The sequence below is a fragment of the Sinorhizobium sp. 7-81 genome, from assembly GCF_030124405.1.
Taxonomy (GTDB): Bacteria; Pseudomonadota; Alphaproteobacteria; order Rhizobiales; family Rhizobiaceae; genus Sinorhizobium; species Sinorhizobium psoraleae.
In genome coordinates this window covers 381,176-398,433 of record NZ_JASKLT010000005.1, presented here as the reverse complement: position 1 = coordinate 398,433, position 17,258 = coordinate 381,176, and the positions used below count along the sequence as shown (strand labels likewise).

General features: G+C 62.0%; 16 protein-coding genes. 11 read left to right on the top strand and 5 right to left on the bottom strand.

What is annotated here, in order from left to right:
• Positions 1-196: 196 nt before the first annotated feature.
• From QN224_RS19785 to QN224_RS19770, 4 genes are all read right to left on the bottom strand, one after another.
• Positions 197-1,753, bottom strand: coding sequence for an NADH-quinone oxidoreductase subunit NuoF (locus tag QN224_RS19785; protein ID WP_283978036.1), 1,557 nt, complete (start codon positions 1,751-1,753; stop codon positions 197-199).
• Positions 1,750-2,229: a formate dehydrogenase subunit gamma gene (locus tag QN224_RS19780; protein ID WP_283978035.1), complete on the bottom strand. Its 480-nt coding sequence runs from the start codon at positions 2,227-2,229 to the stop codon at positions 1,750-1,752. The genes QN224_RS19785 and QN224_RS19780 overlap by 4 nt, the downstream gene beginning before the upstream one ends.
• A gap of 191 nt (positions 2,230-2,420) precedes the next feature.
• Complete coding sequence (locus tag QN224_RS19775) at positions 2,421-3,317, bottom strand: LysR family transcriptional regulator (RefSeq protein ID WP_173508869.1); 897 nt, start codon at positions 3,315-3,317, stop codon at positions 2,421-2,423.
• Positions 3,318-3,482: 165 nt separating this feature from the next.
• On the bottom strand, positions 3,483-4,253 hold the full coding sequence (locus QN224_RS19770; RefSeq protein WP_283978034.1) for an SDR family oxidoreductase: 771 nt from the start codon (positions 4,251-4,253) through the stop codon (positions 3,483-3,485).
• Between the two features lie 278 nt (positions 4,254-4,531).
• On the opposite strand from QN224_RS19770, the gene QN224_RS19765 reads away from it, so the two are divergent.
• The 11 genes from QN224_RS19765 (at position 4,532) to QN224_RS19715 (ending at position 16,794) form a co-directional block, all read left to right on the top strand.
• Positions 4,532-5,314: a DeoR/GlpR family DNA-binding transcription regulator gene (locus tag QN224_RS19765; protein ID WP_173508867.1), complete on the top strand. Its 783-nt coding sequence runs from the start codon at positions 4,532-4,534 to the stop codon at positions 5,312-5,314.
• Positions 5,315-5,426: 112 nt separating this feature from the next.
• The gene (gene glpD, locus QN224_RS19760; RefSeq protein ID WP_283978033.1) at positions 5,427-6,944 is read left to right on the top strand and encodes a glycerol-3-phosphate dehydrogenase; all 1,518 of its coding nucleotides are present in this window, start codon (positions 5,427-5,429) and stop codon (positions 6,942-6,944) included.
• A gap of 128 nt (positions 6,945-7,072) precedes the next feature.
• Positions 7,073-8,143 (top strand): ABC transporter ATP-binding protein, encoded by a 1,071-nt coding sequence (locus QN224_RS19755; RefSeq protein ID WP_283978032.1) that lies wholly within the window; start codon positions 7,073-7,075, stop codon positions 8,141-8,143.
• 20 nt (positions 8,144-8,163) lie between these two features.
• On the top strand, positions 8,164-9,234 hold the full coding sequence (locus QN224_RS19750) for an ABC transporter ATP-binding protein (protein WP_283978031.1): 1,071 nt from the start codon (positions 8,164-8,166) through the stop codon (positions 9,232-9,234).
• Positions 9,235-9,237: 3 nt separating this feature from the next.
• Positions 9,238-10,104 carry a carbohydrate ABC transporter permease gene (locus tag QN224_RS19745; protein WP_173508863.1) on the top strand — a complete coding sequence of 289 codons (867 nt, stop codon included), beginning with the start codon at positions 9,238-9,240 and terminating at the stop codon, positions 10,102-10,104.
• A gap of 18 nt (positions 10,105-10,122) precedes the next feature.
• The gene (locus QN224_RS19740) at positions 10,123-10,947 is read left to right on the top strand and encodes a carbohydrate ABC transporter permease (protein WP_173508862.1); all 825 of its coding nucleotides are present in this window, start codon (positions 10,123-10,125) and stop codon (positions 10,945-10,947) included.
• Entirely contained in the window at positions 10,947-11,366 is a 420-nt protein-coding gene (locus QN224_RS19735; RefSeq protein ID WP_269280806.1) for a DUF2160 domain-containing protein, read from the top strand. The genes QN224_RS19740 and QN224_RS19735 overlap by 1 nt, the downstream gene beginning before the upstream one ends.
• 78 nt (positions 11,367-11,444) lie before the next feature.
• On the top strand, positions 11,445-13,169 hold the full coding sequence (locus QN224_RS19730) for an ABC transporter substrate-binding protein (protein WP_283978030.1): 1,725 nt from the start codon (positions 11,445-11,447) through the stop codon (positions 13,167-13,169).
• Positions 13,170-13,544: 375 nt separating this feature from the next.
• Positions 13,545-15,017 carry a nucleobase:cation symporter-2 family protein gene (locus QN224_RS19725; protein ID WP_283978029.1) on the top strand — a complete coding sequence of 491 codons (1,473 nt, stop codon included), beginning with the start codon at positions 13,545-13,547 and terminating at the stop codon, positions 15,015-15,017.
• Positions 15,018-15,116: 99 nt separating this feature from the next.
• Entirely contained in the window at positions 15,117-15,722 is a 606-nt protein-coding gene (locus tag QN224_RS19720; RefSeq protein WP_283978028.1) for a nucleoside deaminase, read from the top strand.
• A gap of 151 nt (positions 15,723-15,873) precedes the next feature.
• Complete coding sequence (locus tag QN224_RS19715; protein WP_283978027.1) at positions 15,874-16,794, top strand: DMT family transporter; 921 nt, start codon at positions 15,874-15,876, stop codon at positions 16,792-16,794.
• A 6-nt stretch (positions 16,795-16,800) separates the two neighbouring features.
• Here the strand turns inward: QN224_RS19715 and QN224_RS19710 are convergent, their stop codons facing one another.
• Positions 16,801-17,229 (bottom strand): Fur family transcriptional regulator, encoded by a 429-nt coding sequence (locus QN224_RS19710; RefSeq protein WP_173508856.1) that lies wholly within the window; start codon positions 17,227-17,229, stop codon positions 16,801-16,803.
• Between the last annotated feature and the right edge of the window lie 29 nt (positions 17,230-17,258).

The following is a 17,258-nucleotide window of genomic DNA, read 5'->3' as shown; positions in this document are numbered from 1 at the left end:
TGAGCCTCCTGAGAAATTGCGTTCAGGGCGGTGGGCTTCCCTGCCCTCGATACCGCGGCCTGCCCCTCATCCGGCTGCCGCCACCTTCTCCCCACTTGCGGGGAGAAGGGATGTGCCGCTCCGTTCAAGTCCCCTCTCCCCGCCTGCGGGGAGAGGGTTAGGGTGAGGGGCAAAACTCCATGTGCCGTCGCTGCCATCATTCCGCCGCCTCCACCGCCGGGGCCGGCGAAAAATCGTCCGGGAAATGCGTCATGGCACTCATCACCGGATAGGGCGTGAAGCCGCCAAGCGCGCAGAGCGAACCGAATTTCATCGTGTTGCAGAGATCGGCGAGCAGGTCGCGGTTCTTCTGCGGCTCGATCCCCGCCGCGATCTTGTCCGCGACCTCGACGCCGCGTGTCGAGCCGATACGGCAGGGAGTGCACTTGCCGCAGCTTTCGACGGCGCAGAATTCCATCGCGAACCGCGCCTGTTTCAGCATGTCGACGGTGTCGTCAAAGACGACAATGCCGGCATGGCCGATCAGGCCTTCCCTGGCCGCGAAGGCCTCGTAGTCGAACGGAGTGTCGAACAGCGCGCGCGGGAAATAGGCGCCGAGCGGACCGCCGACCTGCACCGCCTTGACCGGGCGGCCGCTCGCCGTGCCGCCACCGATGTGATCGACGATTTCGCCGAGCGGCAAGCCGAACGCCGTCTCGTAGAGGCCGCTATGCTTGACATTGCCGGCGATCTGGATCGGGATCGTGCCGCGCGACCGCCCCATGCCGAAGTCGCGGTAGAAGGCGGCGCCCTTATCCAGGATGATCGGCACGGACGCGAGCGAGATAACGTTGTTGATGACGGTCGGACGGTCGAATAGGCCCTTGTGCGCGGGAAGCGGCGGCTTGGCGCGAACGATACCGCGTTTGCCTTCGAGGCTGTTGAGGAGCGCCGTTTCCTCGCCGCAGACATAGGCGCCGGCACCGGTGCGCACCTCCATGTCGAAAGCGCGGCCGGATCTGAGCACCGACGGGCCGAGCACGCCGGCGGCGCGGGCGATCGCGATCGCCTCCGTCATGACGGCGATCGCATGCGGATATTCGGAGCGCGTGTAGACATAACCCTTGGTCGCACCGGTGGCGATGCCGGCGATCGCCATGCCCTCGATCAATACGAAGGGATCGCCCTCCATGATCATCCGGTCGGCAAAGGTGCCGCTGTCGCCCTCATCGGCATTGCAGACGATGTATTTGCGCGAACCCGCCGCATCGAGAACGGTCTTCCACTTGATCCCGGTCGGGAAGCCGGCACCGCCGCGCCCGCGAAGTCCGCTCTCGGTGACTTCCGCGACGATCGCCGACGGCTGCATGGCGACCGCTTTTTCGAGACCACGCAGACCGCCATGGGCGCGATAGTCGTCGAGCGACAGCGGGTCGACGATGCCGCAGCGGGCAAAGGTCAGCCGGGTCTGCTGTTTCAGGAACGGGATGTCCTCGGTCTTCCCGAGCGAAAGGGGGTGTTCGCCGCCTGACACAAGACCGGCATCGAGAAGCGAGGCGACGTCACCTGCCTTTACCGGCCCGTAGGCCACACGGCCTCCGGCGGTCTCGACTTCTACCAGCGGCTCCAGCCAGTGCATGCCGCGCGAACCGTTGCGGACGATGACGGCATCGAGCCCGCGCGCAGCGATCTCGTCCGCCATTGCCCTGGCCACCCGATCGGCGCCAAGCGCAAGCGCTGCGGCATCTCGCGGAACGTAAATCTTCACGGTCATCGGCGTGCCTCCGCGACCAGCGCGTCGAGCCCGGCGTCATCGACCCGGCCATGTACTTCGCCGTCGAGCATCGCCGACGGCGAGCAGGAACAGAGCCCGAGACAGTAGACAGGCTCAAGCGTCACGGCGCCGTCCGGCGTCGTCTCATGGAAATCGATCCCGAGCAGCGCCTTGGCGCGTTCGGCAAGCCGATCTCCGCCCATGGACTGGCAGGCTTCGGCGCGACAGAGTTTCAGCACATGGCGCCCGGCGGGATGATTGCGGAAGTCATGGTAGAAGGTGACGACACCATAGACTTCGGCGCGCGACAGGTTGAGTTCGCGGGCAATCACCGGCAGGCACTCCTCAGGCACATAGCCGAACTCTTCCTGGATTTCATGCAGGATCGGAAGAAGTGGGCCTTCGAGCGCCTTGAGTTCGCCGACAATCTTCAGCGTTCGCTCGGTCACGTCTGCACGCGGCAGATGGATATTCACTAGGGGAGCCCTCCCGGCTCGCGGCGCGCTTCCCAAGGGGGCCTTCGACCCACGGCAGCAGGCGCACCGAATGTCTCAAAAACGGTTTGGACGAGGATCGGAGCCTCTTCGCTCCTCGCCCACAGTCCCTAAGCTTCGCGCTTAAGGCCGGGAGGGTCAATAAGGCTGTCCCGTCGATCGATAGAAAAAATCTATCGATCGACGTTGCGCTCGCCGAGAATGCGTGCCTCATGCAGCAGCGCCGACACCAGCGGCGTGAAGGGTTCCCGGTAGGTGGCAACCAGACCGACCGTGTGGCGGACATCCGGCTCGACGATTGGAACCATCCGGATATCTTCATGAAAACCGAATGATTTCGCGACGTTGAAAGGCATGATGCTGGCCCATCGCCCTGTGCGGACATGCGAGAAAAGCACGATCATCGAGTTCGATTCGAGCGTCGGAGCAGCAACGGCACCGGCCTCGGCAAAGTGTTGATTGATGATGCGCCGGTTCTGCATATCGGCCGTCAATAGACAAAGCCGAATGTTGCTAACTTCCTTCCAGGTCACGCTTTCGCGATCCGACAGGGGCGTACCGGCGGCGGTAACGAGGTGATATTGCTCGATTTGCAGCGGCACGCTGGTGACGCGACCAAGCGGCTCGTTCTCGAGATAGGTCAATCCGGCATCGATCTCGAGATTTTCGAGAAGCGCCAGGATTTGGAGCGAAGTGGTTGAAAGCACCGAAAATGTGACGTCCGGATGTTTCTCCTGGAATGGCGCCGTGATCATCGGCACCATGGAGAGCGTCGTCGGGATTGCTGCAAGCCGGATATGTCCCGACAGCCCCTTGCGCGCCGCCCGCATCTCCTCGCGCATTGTGCGGCTATCGCTGACGATGCGGCGCGCCCATTCGAGCACCCGCTGGCCTTCGGGCGTCAAGCCCTGGTAACGCGACCCGCGATTGACGAGCATGACGCCGAGCTGATCCTCGAGCTGGCGGATCGCCGCCGACAGCGTCGGTTGCGTCACGCCACATTCCTCCGCCGCCCTTCCGAAGTGTCGTTCGCGGGCGAGCGCGAGAAAGAACTCCAACTTGTCGATCATTCCTGGGCCTTTGAATCGCGATGATTGAAGTCGCCCTTAGCCTGGCCTCTCCCCGCACCTAGTGAGAGGGGCACGCGGCTAGTGCCTTTTCCCCGCGGAAAAGGTGCCGGCAGGCGGATGAGGGCACGTGGGCTGGAAACCGCGCATATTTTCCATCACCCCACTCTAGCAGATCAACTGTCCGCCGTTCACCTCAAGCACCTGACCGGTGATGTAGCCCGAAAGCGCATGCGAGGCGAGGAAGAGATAGGCGGGGGCGCAATCCTCGGCGGTGCCGAGCCGCGCCAGCGGGATCGATTTACGTGTCGCCTCCAGCTTCTCTGGCGACGAATAGCGCTCGTGGAAATCCGTCGCGATCGTGCCGGGGGAGACGCAATTGACGCGAATGCCCTCTGGCGCCAGTTCACGCGCCAGCGCCTTCGAATAGGTCGCGACGAAGGCCTTGGTGGCGGAATAAATCGACGAACCGGAGCTGCCGCCTGTCGACGCCGAGATCGACACGGTGTTCACGATCGCGGGATGCGTGCCCTTACGCAAGAGCGGCAGCATTGCCCGCGTCATCTCGACGACCGACGTCTGATTGAGCTGAACGACAGTGCGATAGTCATCGTCGGTCAGGTCGGCCGCGGGGAAGCGCCCGACCATCGTACCGGCATTGTTGACGAGGACATCGATGCTGTCGAACCGCTCCCGGACGGCATCGGCGAGGCTTTCGACACCACCGACGGCGAGAAAATCGGCGGCGTAAAGAAATGCCCTGCCCTCCGTCGCGGCGAGTTCGAGAAAATCGTGATGTTCGCGGGCAATTGTCCTGCCCATGTGGACGAGGACGCGCGCGCCGCAATCGAGGAATTGCCGCGCGACCTCCAGCCCAATACCCCGGCCGCCGCCGGTCACCACCACGTTCGTGCCCTTGAACAAGGCCGGATGAAACATGCCTTCCCCCTCTGACCCACGATCCCCGACAGGAGCAGTCCGGATCATCAGCGCGATCAACATTTATAAAGTTGGAGCAGAATGCAGGAGAAAAAAGCGCCTGAACGTCCTTCTCTCGCTCTGACAGATCAACAAGCTCGTCTATCCGTCGCCGGAATGCAACACGGCACGACGGCGATTGCCGCGAAATCAATGTCCTAAAAAAACGCTGACTTCTGAAATTGCATGGCTTTCGTTTTTGCATATTATGAAAAAAAACGAAAACCAGGGGAGCCGAAATGTATCTCAGCGGGCGGCAAGCGGAAATTCTGGAACTGGCAAAAACAGAGGGGCGCGTGCTCGTCGAGGAACTCGCCCAGCGTTTTTCGGTGACCCCGCAAACGATCCGCAAGGATCTCAACGACCTCTGCGATGCGAGGGTGCTGAACCGCATTCACGGCGGCGCCATCTTCCCGAGCGGCAAGGAGAACGTGAAATACGACGCGCGACGCCAGATCGCAGCGGGGGAAAAACAGGCGATCGGCCGCGCCGCCGCCGCCCTCATCCCCGACAACGCCTCGCTCTTCATCAATATCGGCACCACCACCGAAGCGGTTGGGGAAGCGCTGCTCGACCATAGGGAGTTGATGGTCATTACCAACAACATCAATGTTGCCAATAGGTTGCGTGTATTCCCCTCGATCGAGGTGGTGATCGCCGGCGGCGTCGTGCGCGGCTCCGACGGCGGCATCGTCGGCGAGGCCGCCGTCGATTTCATCAAGCAGTTCAAGGTCGATTTCGCCGTCATCGGAGCCTCCGCGATCGACCACGACGGGGCGCTTCTCGATTTCGACTTTCGCGAGGTGAAAGTCGCCCAGGCGATTATTGCCAATGCGCGCCACGTCATCCTCGTTTCGGACTCCACGAAATTCGAGCGAACCGCACCGGTGCGCATCGGCCACATCTCCCAGGTCCAGACTTTCATCACCGACCGATGCATCATTGAAAACGTTCGGCAAATATGTGCCGAACAGGACGTCCGGCTGATCGAGACGGACGCTTCATCCGGGGCGCGTTTCTGACGCGTGGGATTCGGGAAACATTCGTTTGACATTCGAAATGTTTTCGTTTTAACTGATTTCACTTTCGCAGTTGCATCAATTTGTGCGTTGCGGAATGCGGAGGGGAAATACAGTGTTAGAGCAGGCAATCTTCGACGTCTTCGTCATAGGCGGCGGCATCAATGGATGCGGCATTGCACGTGATGCGGTCGGTCGTGGCTATTCCGTCGCACTGGCCGAAATGAAAGACTTCGCCTCCGGCACGTCCTCCGGCTCCACCAAGCTTATCCACGGCGGGCTGCGCTATCTCGAATATTACGAGTTCCGCCTTGTTCGCGAAGCGCTGATGGAGCGCGAGGTATTGTGGGCGATGGCGCCGCACGTCATCTGGCCGATGCGCTTCGTACTGCCCTTCCAAAAGGGCGGCTTGCGGCCCGCCTGGCTCATCCGCCTCGGCCTGTTCCTTTATGACCACATCGGCGGCCGCAAGCTTCTGCCCGCGACCCGCACGCTGGACATGACCCGCGACCCGGCGGGGGCGCCGCTGAAGCGGCTGTTCACGAAGGCATTCGAATATTCCGACGGCTGGGTCAACGATGCCCGCCTGGTCGTGCTGAACGCGCGCGATGCGGCCGATCGTGGCGCGCAGGTCATGCCGCGCACGCGGGTCGTCTCGGCGCGCCGGAAGGACGGTCACTGGACGATCGAGACGGAAAATATGGTGACGGGCGGTCGCCAGAGCTTTCGCGCCCGCATGCTCGTCAACGCCACCGGCCCCTGGGTGGACCGGGTGCTTGCCGACACGATCGGCAAGAAGGACGTGCACAATGTCCGCCTCGTCCAGGGCAGCCATATCGTCGTGAGGAAGAAGTTCGACGATCCGCGCGCCTATTTCTTCCAGAACCCGGACGGGCGGATCATCTTCGCCATTCCTTACGAGAACGATTTCACGCTGATCGGAACGACCGACCACGACTTCATTGGTGATCCCGCCGGCGCGCGCATCAACGACGCCGAGATCGACTATCTCTGCAAGGCGGCGAGCGAATATTTCACCGATCCTGTAACGCGCGACGACATCGTCTGGACCTATTCCGCGGTGCGCCCATTGTTCGACGACGGCGCCAGCAAGGCGCAGGAGGCAACGCGCGACTACGTGCTTCGCCTTGACGGAGAAACCGGCCAGGCGCCGCTGCTGAACGTCTTCGGCGGCAAGCTCACGACCTACAGGCGCCTTGGCGAGTCGGCGCTCGAGAAGATCGGCGAGGCAATCGGCGTCAAGGGCAGCAAATGGACGGCCGGGTCGAGCCTGCCGGGTGGCGACTTCCCGGCCACCGGCTACGATGCCGAGGTCGCCAGCCTCAAGGCGCGCTATCCTTTTCTTGCCGGCTCACATGCGCGCCGGCTCGTCCGGCTCTACGGCACGCGGGCGGCCAGGCTTCTCGGCAAGGCCGCGAGCGAGGCCGATCTCGGGCGGCGCTTCGGAGCAGACCTTTACGAAGCCGAAGTCAATTGGCTGATCGAGCAGGAATGGGCGCGGCGCGCGGAGGACGTGCTCTGGCGCCGCACGAAGCTGGGACTGAAGCTTTCGCCGGCGGAAGCCGCGGAACTGGAGGAATATATGCAGGGCGCTGCAAACGCTGCAGCCTAGATCATGGTGATTTTGGTTGGAGCGGCCCAAGCGGGACGCGGGCGGAAAACCGAAGACACTTTCCTTATCCCGCTCTGATATCCTGCAATTGACACTGCCGATGGCTGGGTGGAACACCGGAGAATTCAATGCTTGAAATGAAGAACATATCCAAGGTCGTGGGCGGGGAGACGCACATCCACCCGACCGACCTTGTGCTGGAGAGGGGGTCGCTTAATGTGCTGCTCGGCCCCACGCTCTCCGGCAAGACGTCGCTGATGCGGCTGATGGCCGGTCTCGACAAGCCTGCCTCCGGTTCGCTCCGCCTCGATGGTGCCGACGTCACCGGTCTGCCGGTGCAGCAGCGCTCGGTTGCAATGGTCTATCAGCAGTTCATCAACTATCCGGCGATGACGGTCTACGACAACATCGCCTCGCCGATGCGCATCAAGGGCGCCGATAACGCCACCGTCGATCAGGAAGTGCGCAAGGCCGCCGAACTCCTGAAGCTCACCCCCTATCTCGACCGCACGCCCTTGAACCTCTCGGGCGGGCAGCAGCAGCGCACCGCGCTTGCGCGCGCGATCGTCAAGAATGCCGATCTGGTGCTGCTCGACGAGCCGCTCGCCAATCTCGACTACAAGCTGCGCGAGGAACTGCGCGAGGAGCTGCCGAAGATTTTCGCGGCCTCCGGTGCGATTTTCGTCTATGCGACGACGGAGCCGTCCGAGGCGCTGCTGCTCGGCGGCAACACCGCGACCTTGAGCGAGGGGCGCATCACCCAGTTCGGCCGCACCATCGATGTCTACCGCCGACCGGTCGATATCGTCACCGCGCGCACTTTTGCCGACCCGCCGCTGAATACGATCGAGCTTGTGAAAACCGGGGCGAGTTTTTCACTGGACGGCAAGCCCGTGCTTACCGTTCCAGCCCATCTTTCAGCCGTTCCCGATGGTCCCTGCACGGTTGCCTTCCAGCCGCACCACATTTCGTTCGATGCGCCGAACGGAGGCGGCAACGCGCTTACCGTCAAGACGGCGATTTCCGAGATCGCGGGGTCGGAGAGCTTCATTCACGTCGGTTTCGCCGGCGCACGCTGGGTCATGCTCGCGCCCGGCGTTCACGACATCGAGCCGGACGCAATCCTCGAGGTCTTTGTCGATACCCGTCACCTGATGGCCTTCGGGCCGGACGGGCGGGCGATCGGCGGAACGGCCTGAGGAGGCGCTGGGAGGAAACCATGGCACGCATCAATCTGGAACATATCCGCCACGCCTACGGCGCCAAGCCGAAGTCGGAAGCCGACTACGCGCTGAGGGAAGTGCATCACGAATGGAACGACGGCGGCGCCTATGCGCTGCTCGGCCCTTCCGGCTGCGGCAAGACCACGCTGCTCAACATCATTTCCGGCCTCATCAACCCGTCGGAAGGCCGCATCCTCTTCGATGGCCGGGACGTGACGCATTTTTCCACCCAGGAACGCAACATCGCCCAGGTGTTCCAGTTCCCGGTGATCTACGACACGATGACGGTCTACGACAATCTCGCATTCCCGCTTCGCAACCGGCACGTCCCGGAAGCCGAAGTCGACCGCCGCGTCAAGGAAATCATCGAGATGACCGGTCTCGGCGGCTGGGCGAAGAAGACCGCCCGCGGCTTGACCGCCGACCAGAAGCAAAAAATCTCGCTCGGCCGCGGCCTCGTTCGTTCCGATGTCAGCGCCATCCTCTTCGACGAACCGCTGACCGTCATCGATCCCGAAATGAAGTGGGTGCTGCGCTCGCAGATCAAGCGGCTGCACAAGCAGTTCGGCTTCACCATGGTCTATGTGACCCATGACCAGACCGAGGCGCTCACCTTCGCCGACAAGGTCGTCGTCATGTATGACGGCCAGATCGTCCAGATCGGCACGCCAGCTGAACTTTTCGAACGGCCGCGGCACACCTTCGTCGGCTATTTCATCGGCTCGCCGGGCATGAACGTGCTGCCGGCGAAGATCGCCGGCAACACGGCCGCGATCGGCAGCGAGAACATCGCGCTGAATTTCCTGCCGAAGATCAAGTCCGGCGCCAAGACCGAACTCGGCATCCGTCCGGAATTCGTCTCGCTCGGACGCGAAGGCATGCCGGTCGCAATCACCAAGGTCGAAGACATCGGCCGCCGCAAGATCGTCCGGGCGCGTTTCGCCGACCTGCCGATCTCGATCGTCCTCGACGAGGACGACGAAATCCCTGCCGAGCCGCGTGTCGCCTTCGATCCAAAGGCTATCAATATCTACGCCGATTCCTGGCGCGTCGGAGAGGAGGCCTGACCGATGGAAAAAACCTGGAACAACAAGGCCTGGTTCATGGTCCTGCCGGTGCTGGTGCTCGTCGCCTTCTCCGCGGTGATCCCGCTGATGACGGTCGTCAACTATTCGGTGCAGGACACTTTCGGCAACAACGAATTCTTCTGGGCCGGCACCGACTGGTTCCTGGATGTGCTCGAATCCGACCGCTTTTGGGATGCGCTCACCCGCAACCTGATCTTCTCCGCGATCATTCTCGCGATCGAGATCCCACTCGGCATCGTGATTGCGCTCAACATGCCAAAGAAGGGCATCGGCGTTCCGATCTGCCTGGTTCTCATGGCGCTGCCCCTGCTCATTCCGTGGAACGTCGTCGGCACCATCTGGCAGGTCTTCGGCCGCGTCGACATCGGCCTCCTCGGACGCACCCTCGCATCGCTCGGCATCAACTACAACTACGTGCAGAACCCGCTCGACGCCTGGGTGACGCTGATCATCATGGACGTCTGGCACTGGACGAGCCTCGTCGTGCTGCTCTGCTATGCCGGCCTCGTCTCGATACCGGACGCCTATTACCAGGCGGCCAAGATCGACGGCGCCTCGCGCTGGTCCGTCTTCCGTTATATCCAGCTTCCGAAGATGAAGCGCGTCCTCTTGATCGCCTTCCTGCTGCGCTTCATGGATAGTTTCATGATCTATACCGAACCTTTCGTCGTCACCGGCGGCGGTCCGGGCAACTCGACGACCTTCCTGTCGATCGATCTCGTCAAGACGGCGATCGGCCAGTTCGACCTCGGCCCGGCCGCAGCCCTCTCGATCATCTACTTCCTTATCATCCTGCTGCTCTCGTGGATCTTCTACACCGTGATGACAACCAGCGACGCTCAGGGCTGAGAAAGGAGGGAGGACATTATGAAGACTCAAACGCAACCGATGTCACAACGCCTCTCCTGGCTAATCCCGACGATCTACATCGTCTTCCTGCTCCTGCCGATCTACTGGCTGGTCAATATGAGTTTCAAGGAGACAAGCGAGATTCTCAGCACCTTCTCGCTGTGGCCGCAGAATCCTACGCTTCGCAATTACACGGTGATCTTCACCGATCCCTCCTGGTACAACGGCTACATCAACTCGATCACCTACGTGGTAATGAACACGGTGATTTCGGTCGCCGTGGCGCTGCCGGCGGCCTACGCCTTTTCACGCTACCGCTTCCTCGGCGACAAGCATCTGTTCTTCTGGCTGCTGACGAACCGGATGGCGCCACCGGCCGTCTTCGCGCTGCCCTTCTTCCAGCTCTATTCCGCCTTCGGCCTCATCGACACGCACATTGCGGTCGCGATCGCGCACTGCCTCTTCAACGTGCCGCTGGCGGTCTGGATCCTCGAAGGCTTCATGTCGGGCGTGCCGAAGGAGATCGACGAGACGGCCTATATCGACGGATATTCCTTCCCGCGCTTCTTCATGAAGATCTTCGTACCGCTGATTGCCTCCGGCATCGGTGTCGCCGCCTTCTTCTGCTTCATGTTCTCCTGGGTCGAACTGCTGATCGCCCGCACCCTGACGACGACCGACGCCAAGCCGATCGCCGCCACCATGACCCGCACCGTCTCGGCGTCCGGTCTCGACTGGGGTGTGCTTGCCGCCGCCGGTGTGCTGACGATCATCCCCGGCGCACTCGTGATCTATTTCGTTCGCAACTATATCGCCAAGGGCTTCGCCCTGGGGAGGGTCTGATGGAAACCGTCGCCACTCGCAAGAACCGCTGGCCCGTCGCACTTGTCGCCGTGCTCGTCGTCTATGCCGTAGTTGCGGGCCTGCTCGTTTCCGCCCTGCCGCTCAAGGACGGCCAGCGCGACTGGTTCGCCCCGCTGTTCCCCGGCGGCTGGATGGCTTGGTCTTTCCCGACCGCCATGTTCTTTCTGACGATCTTCGCGCTGCTGTCGCTGATGGCCGTCTGGGAATATGCCCGGCCCGGCGGCAATCCGCGCGTCGGCATCCTGCGCTTCGAGACGACGCGCGGCGACCGGCTCTTCGTGTCGCTGCTCGGATCCGCCTTCATTCATCTCGGCTGGCTGGGGCTCGTCGGCACAAACCTCTGGTGGGCGGTCGCGCTCTCGGTGGTCTATGCCATCGGCGTCTTCCGCTACGTCTGAGAACGAAATGAGGGGCGCATCGACGGCGCCCCTCGAAACTGCAATGAACTGCAATCGCAAAACCCAAGGGAGGAAATTATGCGACGGCATCTTCTAACGACGACGGCAGCAATGCTGCTGGCTCTCACCGGCTCGGCCTATGCCGGCATGGATGAGGCAAAGGCATTCCTGGACACGGAAATCGGCGACCTCTCGTCGCTCGATCGCGCGGCCCAGGAAGCGGAAATGCAGTGGTTCGTCGATGCGGCGAAGCCCTTTGCCGGCATGGAAATCAAGGTCGTCTCCGAAACGATCACCACCCATGAATACGAAGCGAAAACGCTCGCCAAGGCGTTCTCCGACATCACCGGCATCAAGATCACCCACGACCTGATCGGCGAAGGCGACGTCGTCGAAAAGCTGCAGACGCAGATGCAGTCGGGCGAAAACGTCTATGACGCCTACATCAACGATAGCGACCTGATCGGTACGCACTGGCGCTACCAGCAGGCCCGCAGCCTGACCGATTTCATGGCGAACGAGGGCAAGGACGTCACCAACCCGAACCTCGACATCGACGACTTCATCGGCAAGTCCTTCACCACGGCCCCGGACGGCAAGCTCTACCAGCTTCCCGACCAGCAGTTCGCGAACCTCTACTGGTTCCGCTACGACTGGTTCAACGATCCGAAGATCCAGGAGGAGTTCAAGGCCAAGTACGGCTACGACCTCGGCGTTCCGGTCAACTGGTCGGCCTATGAGGATATTGCCGAGTTCTTCACCGGCCGCGAGATCGACGGCAAGAAGGTCTATGGCCACATGGACTACGGCAAGAAGGACCCGTCGCTCGGCTGGCGCTTCACCGACGCCTGGCTGTCGATGGCCGGCAACGGCGACAAGGGCATCCCGAACGGCAAGCCGGTCGACGAATGGGGCATCAGGGTCGATGAGAACTCGCGTCCCGTCGGATCCTGCGTTGCACGCGGTGGTGACACCAACGGCCCGGCCTCGGTCTATGCGATCCAGAAGTATCTCGATTGGATGAAGGCCTATGCTCCGGCTGCCTCCCAGGGCATGACCTTCTCGGAATCCGGTCCGGTCCCATCGCAGGGTGAGATCGCGCAGCAGATGTTCACCTATACGGCGTTCACCGCCGACTTCGTGAAGCAAGGCCTGCCGGTGGTGAACGAGGACGGCACGCCGAAGTGGCGTTTTGCCCCGAGCCCGCACGGCGTCTACTGGAAGGACGGCATGAAGCTCGGCTATCAGGACGCCGGCTCATGGACGCTTCTGAAGTCCACTCCGGACGACCGCGCCAAGGCCGCGTGGCTCTACGCGCAGTTCGTCACCTCCAAGACCGTGGACGTGAAGAAGAGCCATGTCGGCCTCACCTTCATCCGCCAGTCGACACTCGATCATCCAAGCTTCACCGAGCGCGCACCGAAGCTCGGCGGCCTGATCGAGTTCTACCGTTCGCCGGCCCGCCTGCAGTGGTCGCCGACCGGCACGAACGTTCCTGACTATCCGAAGCTGGCTCAGCTCTGGTGGCAGGCGATCGGTGACGCTTCTTCCGGCGCCAAGACGGCGCAGGAAGCCATGGACTCGCTTTGCGCCGAGCAGGAAAAGGTGCTGCAGCGCCTCGAACGCGCCGGCATCCAGGGCGACATCGGTCCGAAGCTCGCTGAAGAGCATGACCTCGAGTACTGGAACGCGGAGGCCGTCAAGGCCGGCAACCTCGCTCCGCAGCTGAAGGTCGAGAACGAAAAGGAAAAGCCGATCACCGTCAATTACGACGAGTTGGTCAAGAGCTGGCAGACAAACTAAGCCTGACGGCAACAGCGCCGCCCGAGTTTGGGCGGCGTCAAATTACCGGAGATGCGGCGCCGGGGCTGGAAACGGCCCCGGTTTTCTTTTTCAGTGCTCGCCAACGCACGAAAGCGGAATGTGAGCGGCCAGGAAACCGTCACGGATCGGCGCTGCGGTGGAAATCGCGCTTGTGCGGCAATGCGATCGCGGCGTAGGAGGATTTGAAACAAGGACAGCACCGACGGACTGTCGCGATTCGACAGTATTACCGCCGATCAAGCGAAAACTGTTTCCCCTTTTTCAATAAAGAAATGATTGGGCATCACTGCCATAGTTTGCCACCCCACGCCTTTAGACGTGGGAATACATGCAAAGGTATTGGAGGAGATTACCTTGGCAAACAATATTGAGGAAACTGTTTCGCATACGCGGCCGGAAGACGAGAATCTCGGTATCGGAGCCAACCTGGCCTACGGCCTGCAACACGTCCTGACGATGTATGGCGGCATCGTCGCGGTTCCATTGATCCTGGGCCAGGCGGCCGGCCTGGGTTCCAGCGATGTCGGCCTGCTGATCACTGCCTCCCTTTTTGCCGGTGGTCTCGCCACCATCCTGCAGACCATCGGCCTGCCGTTTTTCGGCAGCCGGTTGCCGCTGGTCCAAGGCGTTTCCTTCTCGGGTGTCGCGACGATGATTGCCATTTCCGGCAGCGGAGGCATCGAGTCCGTGCTCGGGGCCGTCATGGCCGCGTCGCTGATCGGCCTTCTGATCACGCCCGTCTTCTCGCGGATCACCCGCTTCTTCCCGCCGCTCGTCACGGGTATCGTGATCACCACCATCGGCTTGACCCTGATGCCCGTCGCCGCGCGCTGGGCCATGGGAGGCAACAGCGCAACGCCGGACTTCGGCAGCCAGGCCAACATCCAGCTCGCGGCGGCCACGCTCGTGATCGTGCTCCTGCTGAGCAAGCTCGGCAGCGCATCGATCTCAAGGCTGTCAATCCTGATCGCACTGATCATCGGCACCGTCATCGCCTATTTCGCCGGCATGACCGATTTCTCGAAGGTGGCCGAGGGACCGCTCTTCTCGCTACCGACGGTGTTCCATTTCGGCTACCCGACCTTCGAGATCGCAGCGGTCGTCTCGATGTTCATCGTCATCATGGTGACCCTGGTCGAGACTTCGGCGGACATCCTCGCCGTCGGCGAAATCATCGAAACGAAAGTGGATTCGCGCCGTCTCGGCGATGGCCTCAGGGCGGACATGCTGTCCAGCCTCATCGCACCGGTCTTCGGTTCCTTCACCCAGAGTGCCTTTGCACAGAATGTCGGGCTGGTGGCGGTCACCGGCGTCAAAAGCCGCTATGTGGTGGCGACGGGAGGCATGTTCCTCGTGACGCTCGGCCTGCTGCCGGTCATGGGCCGCATTGTCGCTGCGGTTCCAAGCGCCGTGCTCGGCGGCGCCGGCATCGTGCTCTTCGGCACGGTCGCCGCCAGCGGCATCCGCACCCTGTCCAAGGTCGACTACAACAACAACATGAACCTGGTCATCGTCGCCACTTCCATCGGCTTCGGCATGATCCCGATCGCCTCTCCCGGCTTCTACGAGCACTTCCCGGCCTGGGTTGCGACGATCTTCCATTCCGGCATCAGCTCCGCCGCACTGATGGCGATCAGCCTCAATCTGCTCTTCAATCACCTCTCCGCCGGCAACTCCGACCAGCAATCGGTGTTCGTCGCCGGAATGGAGCGGACGCTCCGCTATCAGGACATCGCGCGGCTGCACGACGGCGACCATTTCCTGAACGGCAAGCTTTATGACGCGAAGGGCATCGAAGTGCCCGTAATCGCCTCGGAAGCCCACTGACCGTTCGCGCCTTCGCCGGCGCATTACATTCTGGTCGGCGACGGCTGAAACCCGTCGCCGACGGAGATGCCGGACACGCACCAATCAAGGAAGAACTCCATGACACAAGAAAGCGAAGCGCTCCCCTTGCTCGACGCCCTGCTGACCACGATGGAGCGCGGCATCATTCCCGCGACGGAGGCCGGAGTAGCGGCCGGTAACAAGGTCTTCGGCGCCGCTCTGCTCAAGAAGTCGGATTTGTCGATCGTTCTCGTCGAAACGAATAACGAAACCGAGAATCCCCTCTGGCACGGCGAAGTCCACACCTTGAAGCGGTTCTACGAAATGGCGGGATCCGACCGTCCCGACTCGGGCGACCTCATATTCCTGTCGACGCACGAGCCCTGCTCCATGTGCCTCTCCGCGATCACCTGGGCAGGCTTCGATAATTTCTACTATTTCTTCAGCCACGAGGATTCGCGAGACGCGTTTGCGATCCCGCACGACCTCAGGATCCTGAAAGAGGTCTTCACGCTCGAGCCCGGCGGCTACAACAGGACGAACGCCTTCTGGAAAGGCCGGTCGATCCCCGGCCTGATCGCCGGTCTTCCCGAGTCCGATCGCGCGTCGCTCGAAGAGCGCGCCCAGGCGATCGGCCGGAAATACGCCGAGTTGTCCGCCACGTATCAGGCCAGCAAGGAGAACAACGCCATTCCGCTGAACTAAGCGGCTCCCGCAATCAGGCCCCAGCGCGGCCGCGGATCTCCCGGTCTCGAGACATCTCCCGCGGATGCATCACATTTCGATCGGGACCGAAGCATCTATCTGTCCGACGATGTTAGAAGAGCGGCATGGATTCGCTTCAGGGATGGACCCGATGACCGCTGCCGCCAAGACAAACGTCGCCTTCGAACTCTTGCTTCTTCTCGCGCTTGCGACTCTGTGGGGCGCCTCCTACACCTTCATCAAGATCGGCGTTGAAACCATTCCGCCGGTGACGCTGATTGCCGCGCGCACCCTGCTCGCCGGCGCAATTCTTCTGGCAGTAATCGGATGGCGCGGCCTTTCGTTGCCCCGTGATACGGCCATCCTGGGGCGTTTTCTGTTCCAAGCCTGCCTCAACAGCGTCTTTCCCTTCACGCTGATCGCCTGGGCCGAGCGGACGATCGACGCCGGCGTGGCGGTGATCCTCAATTCCACCACGCCCATCTTCGCCTTCCTTTTGACGGCCCTGATCACCCGGCACGAGCCCGTTACCGCCCGCAAATTCGTGGGCGTCATTGCGGGCCTCACCGGCATCAGCCTGATCATTGGGCTCGAAGCCTTTCACGGCATCGGCGATCAGCTCGTCCCGCAGCTTGCCGTTATCCTTGCAACCATTTGCTATGCAGGCGCAGCGATCTTCGGGAAGAATTTCAAGGGGCATGATCCGATCATACCCGCCGCGGGGTCGCTTCTCGCCGGCGCGGTCTTGCTCGTCCCGACGAGCCTGATCGTCGATCGGCCCTGGACACTCAACCCCTCGCCGGAATCGCTGATCGCGCTTATCTGCCTGTCAGCCTTCTCGACGGCACTCGCCTTCGTCATCTATTTCCGGCTGATCCACACACTCGGATCCGTCGGCACGACGGCACAGGCCTATGTTCGCGTCCCGATCGGCGTTGCCATCGGAGTCCTGTTCCTCGGAGAAGCTCTTTCGGCGACGGCGTGGATCGGCCTCTGCTGCGTTATCGCCGGCGTCGCTGCAATGACCATGCCGGCGCGTCAACGCGCAGCGGCGGCCGCAGCCAAGGGGTAATCCCTGTCAGTCCTTGCGCTTCCGGCAATAAAGCTCCAGCCGGTGGCGCACCAAGTCGTAGCCGAGTTCGGCGGCGATCTCTGCCTGCAGCTGTTCGATCTTGTCGGAACGGAATTCGATCACCGCGCCGGTTTCGATGTCGATCAGATGGTCGTGATGCGGCGCATCCGCCGTCTCGAATCGGGCCGTTGCACTCTCGAAGGCATGGCGCTGCACGACCCCCTGCTGTTCGAGCGCCGACAAGGTCCGGTAGACCGTCGACAGCGAGACCGTTGCGTCGATTTCCTTTGCGCGCCGATGCAGTTCGCTGGCGTCGGGATGGTCCTCGGCTTCGGCCAAAATCTTCAGGATTGCAGCGCGTTGGCGCGTGACACGCACGCCGCCGTCCCTGAGGATTCCTTCCAGCTCCTCGATGCGATTCTTGTTCTGTTTCATCTGGCGACACTAGCCAAGGGCGATCTGTT